The organism is Faecalibacter rhinopitheci (assembly GCF_015234135.1).
Classification (GTDB): domain Bacteria; phylum Bacteroidota; class Bacteroidia; order Flavobacteriales; family Weeksellaceae; genus Empedobacter; species Empedobacter rhinopitheci.
Genome location: NZ_JADGIK010000023.1, coordinates 1 through 4481 on the forward strand (window position 1 = coordinate 1; position 4481 = coordinate 4481).

Here is a 4481-nt window from a genome sequence, read left to right on the forward strand (position 1 = left end):
AGACCGTTCGAAAGGCTTTTGAAAAGGAATTTAAGAAGCTTCCTAAGCTGATGAAAAAGTCGTTGACATACGATAATGGAACCGAAATGGCTCAGCATAAATTATTCACCAAAAACACCAAAGTACAAGTCTATTTTACTCATCCTTATTCGCCTTGGGAAAGACCTACAAATGAAAATACAAATGGTCTTTTAAGGGATTATTTTCCAAAAGGAACTGACCTTTCGATTTACTCTGAAAAACATCTCAAAAAAGTGCAACGTGAACTTAATGAAAGACCTCGAAAAGTGCTCGATGGATATTCCCCTGCACAAGTTTTTAATCAGATGATTATTAAACAAATAAAATAATCAAAATTTTTACTATTTTTATACTATCGTTGCATTAGCAACTTGAAGCTGCCCAATCATCAACCAACATACACATATGAATTTTAGTAATATTTTTTTATTTATTTTTAGTTTGTTATTTACAAATTTAACTGCCCAAATTAATATTGAAGCCAATAGTTCAGTTTCAGGAAAAATATTTAAAATTGATATAGAAGAAGATTCTAAAAAATATTATATAACCCTAAAAATTCAGGATAGTATTTCTTCGAACAAAGATTTTATTAATGAAATGGAAAAATATAGAACTGAGTATTTTAACCTACAGGATAAGTCTTTAAAAAGTGATTCTATAAAATTAATCAAACACAGAATGAATATATTAATAGAAAATAATACCTATTATTCTATTTTTAAAAATGAGATCCTAAAAAATAACTACAAAGACTTTGATAAATTAATTAAATTATTCAAATCAGAATCTTCCCAATTTTTTGAAAAAAAGGAAGAAAATAAAAATCGTTTAGTTGTAGACGGTACATCTGTAAAAATTAAATTATTTAAGGACAAAATAATTTGGTCGCAATCTCCTAGTGTAAAATCTCATCCGGAAATTAATAAACTTTTATCTTCAACTCTTGATATTTTAAGAGATAATAAAATATTACAATTAGATAAAAAAAATACACTCGGTTATTAATGCTACTACCGCTAACATAGAATTTCGCAAAAAACGGGCTGAAGGCTAACTTTTTATCCATAATTTTCCGCACGCAAAATTGCTTATCTTAAAACAATACACTAATTTAGTTTCAGCCAAGCAATTTGCTTGAACGGATGAACTTGAATTTCGCTCAACTTCTCTCCCGTTCTTCGCAAATACTAGACAAGTTGTTGTAATGCGTCCAAAATTGCGCACAAAACCAAAATAATGATCCAAGAATTAAAGAAAATTGAGAAGTTACTTTTTGGAACTACTTTATCTCAAATTTCAAATCTAATAGAAGACGAAGAAGCGAAAGAATATTTCGGTTATAATTTTCAAATTGAAAAACTGAATTTCAAATTTAGAAAAGCGAAAATTACTCCTAAGAAAATGGGTCAATTTGTTACTGTATGGAAGCGAAACTCCCAAAAAGAAACTGAGCCATTTAATGAATCTGATAATTTTGATTTTTATATCATTGTAACTGAAGAAAACGAAAATTATGGATTTTTCTTGTTTCCAAAAAATGAATTAATAAAAAGACAAATTCTTACAACAATTTCAAAAGAAGGAAAACGTGGTTTTAGAGTTTATCCAAACTGGACAAAGACAGAAAATAAACAAGCTGCAAAAACTCAAATTTGGCAAACTCGATATTTTTTAGATTTTACAAACGAATATAACGAAAATCAAAAGCGTTTAAGCGAAATAATAAACTCGCACTACAGCTAAAATCGGTTTGGCGAAATACGGGGTTAAGTGCAAAATTAAACTTAAGCTCAATTCAAGCCCTACCTTCGCGGAGCTTCCGCTCGCTAGCATTATTATTAAGACCGATACTGCGCCTTTCAAAAACTACTCTTTAAAAAAGGATTTTTCTTGTTTAGTATACAAACTAACTGTTTTTGGATACTTTTTATTTACTAAATTTGCGGATTTTTGTTTCATAATAAAAATATAGAATTATGAACAATCAAAAAGTATGGCTTATTACAGGAGCTTCCAAAGGTTTAGGTTTAGCATTAACTAAATTAGCATTGTCCCAAGGTCATAAAGTAATAGCTACGTCCAGAAATATCGAAAATTTTAAAACCTCTCTTACTGAAAATAAAGAACTCTTTTTACCCCTCAAAGTGGATATTACATCAGACAAAGAAGTGAAAGATGCAGTTGAGAAAGGCATCAAAAAGTTCGGAAAAATTGATGTTATTGTTAATAATGCAGGATATTGTTTGGTGGGCAGTATGGAAGAAATGACGGATGAAGAATTTCGTAAAACGGTGGATGTAAATCTCTTTGGAACGGTTAATGTCATTAGGAATGTATTGCCTTATTTGAGACAACAACAATCGGGTCATATTATCAATATTTCATCCAATGCTGGGTACGTAGGGTTTGCAAATGCTACAAGTTATAACGCTTCAAAATTTGCAGTAATAGGACTTTCTGAAGGTTTGGCATCAGAAGTAAGCCCGTTTGGTATTAAGGTTACTGTAGTCGCACCAGGGCAGTTTAGAACTAATTTTATGGAAAAAGGTTCGATGATATTTGCCGAAAATAAAATTGATGTGTATGGTTTAGAGAAAGCTGAAAAAATGTGGTCAGAGTTTAGTGGACAACAAATAGGAGATCCAGATAAATTAGTGAAGATTTTGACGAATATAGTTGAATTGGAGAATCCTCCTCTACGCCTATTATTAGGGCCAGATACCTTAGAATTGTTACAACAACAACGAGATAAGGAAATGAAGGAGTTTGAAGCTTGGAAACATTTGACGTTATCAACTAATTTTGATTAATGTTATATTATTGCATGATGAAAGATACCATTCATAAACCATATTTTATCCAATCGATTTCCGACTTACATCGGTTATTGGAACTCCCCAAACCCAAAAATCCATTGGTAAGTGTTATCCGTTTTGAGGACATAAGTTGTTTTACCGATGAGGTTCTACGTACTGTAGCTTATAATTTTTATTGTATTGCGATCAAAAGAAACTTTGTCGGTAAAATGAAATACGGGCAACAATACTATGACTTTGATGAGGGTGTAATGACATTTTTTTCGCCAAAGCAAGTAATTACTACCGATATTGTTGAAGGTTTGAAATTGTCAGGGTATTGGTTAGTAGTTCATCCTGAATTTATCAGGAATTATCCTCTGGGTCAAGCCATAAAGAAATACGGGTATTTTTCTTATGCTGTAAATGAAGCTTTGCACCTTTCAGAAGACGAAGAAAAATCGGTAATAGCAATAATGAAGAACATTGAAAACGAATATCGTTCTGTTATCGATAATTTCAGCCAAGATGTGATTGTCTCGCATATTGAACTGTTACTCAACTATTGTAATCGGTATTATAATAGACAATTTATTACTCGAAGAACAGCGAGTAATGATTTGTTGATTAAATTACAAGAATTATTATCTGAATACTTTGATGATGAAAGTTTGCAAAATAAAGGACTCCCAAGCGTCCAGTATCTTGCGGAAAAACTAAATATTTCTGCAGACTATTTAAGTGATATGCTTCGAAATCTTACAGGGCAAAATACACAGCAACACATACACAACCATTTAATAGAAAAAGCCAAAGACTTGTTGACTACAACAAATCTTTCTGTTAGTGAAATAGCGTTTCAGTTTGGATTCGAATATCCGCAATCTTTTAGCAAATTATTTAAGAATAAAACCAACATAACACCGCTTAAATACAGACAGTCTTTTAAATAAAATTAAATTTCATTACGAGAATGATTTAAATGACTCTTAAACACTCGCTAAATATTTTTTATCCTTCATTCTATTTAATTTCTTAACGTTTTAGATTTAGAGGCCGGTTTCTATATAATTAAAGCTTATTAAGCTTATGTATTTTCATTTTTGTCTTGACACAAAATATTTGAGATTAAGAGGAGAAGCCACAGTGTGGCTTAGGTATAGTATTTCTATGTTCATTTTTGTCTTGACACAAAAACGAACCAAAAAAGTCAAGGCTGTAAAACGATTACCTAAAAATGAATCGTGATTCGGGAATAAATTAAATGATTCCTTTCAGTCACTAATTTATTCTAACCCTTCTCACAATTTATTTTCTTAACGGTATCGTTTTAAGGCCAAATTTAAAATTAGATAAATAGAAAAAGGCTCTTCGGTGGAAGGGCTTTTTTAATTACAGTAAACCTAATTACTATTTTATATCTTCATTTTTGTCTTGACACAAAACATTTGAAATTAAAAGGAGAATTCACGGTGTGGCTTAGGTATTTTAAACTTCTTTATCACTTTTTTCTTGATAAAAAAATAATCAAAAAATCAAGGCTGTAAAACGATTACCTAAAAATGAATCGTGATTCGGGAATAAATTAAATGATTCCTTTCAGTCACTAATTTATTCTAATCCTTCTCACAATTTATTTTCTTAACGGTATCGTTTTAAGGC

5 protein-coding genes are annotated in these 4481 nt (G+C 30.7%); all 5 read left to right on the forward strand.

The window, feature by feature from the left end; genetic code table 11:
• A partial coding sequence (locus tag IM532_RS13410) for an IS30 family transposase (protein ID WP_194184005.1) occupies positions 1 to 350 on the forward strand: 350 nt, incomplete at its 5' end.
• A gap of 76 nt (positions 351 to 426) precedes the next feature.
• Positions 427 to 1029 carry a hypothetical protein gene (locus IM532_RS13415; protein ID WP_194184006.1) on the forward strand — a complete coding sequence of 201 codons (603 nt, stop codon included), beginning with the start codon at positions 427 to 429 and terminating at the stop codon, positions 1027 to 1029.
• Positions 1030 to 1260: 231 nt separating this feature from the next.
• A complete protein-coding gene (locus tag IM532_RS13420) occupies positions 1261 to 1767 on the forward strand; it encodes a MepB family protein (protein ID WP_194184007.1) in 507 nt (168 codons plus the stop codon).
• 233 nt (positions 1768 to 2000) lie between these two features.
• Positions 2001 to 2834, forward strand: a complete 834-nt coding sequence (locus IM532_RS13425) for an oxidoreductase (RefSeq protein ID WP_194184008.1) — start codon at positions 2001 to 2003, stop codon at positions 2832 to 2834.
• 17 nt (positions 2835 to 2851) lie between these two features.
• A complete protein-coding gene (locus IM532_RS13430) occupies positions 2852 to 3772 on the forward strand; it encodes a helix-turn-helix domain-containing protein (protein WP_194184009.1) in 921 nt (306 codons plus the stop codon).
• Positions 3773 to 4481 lie beyond the last annotated feature (709 nt).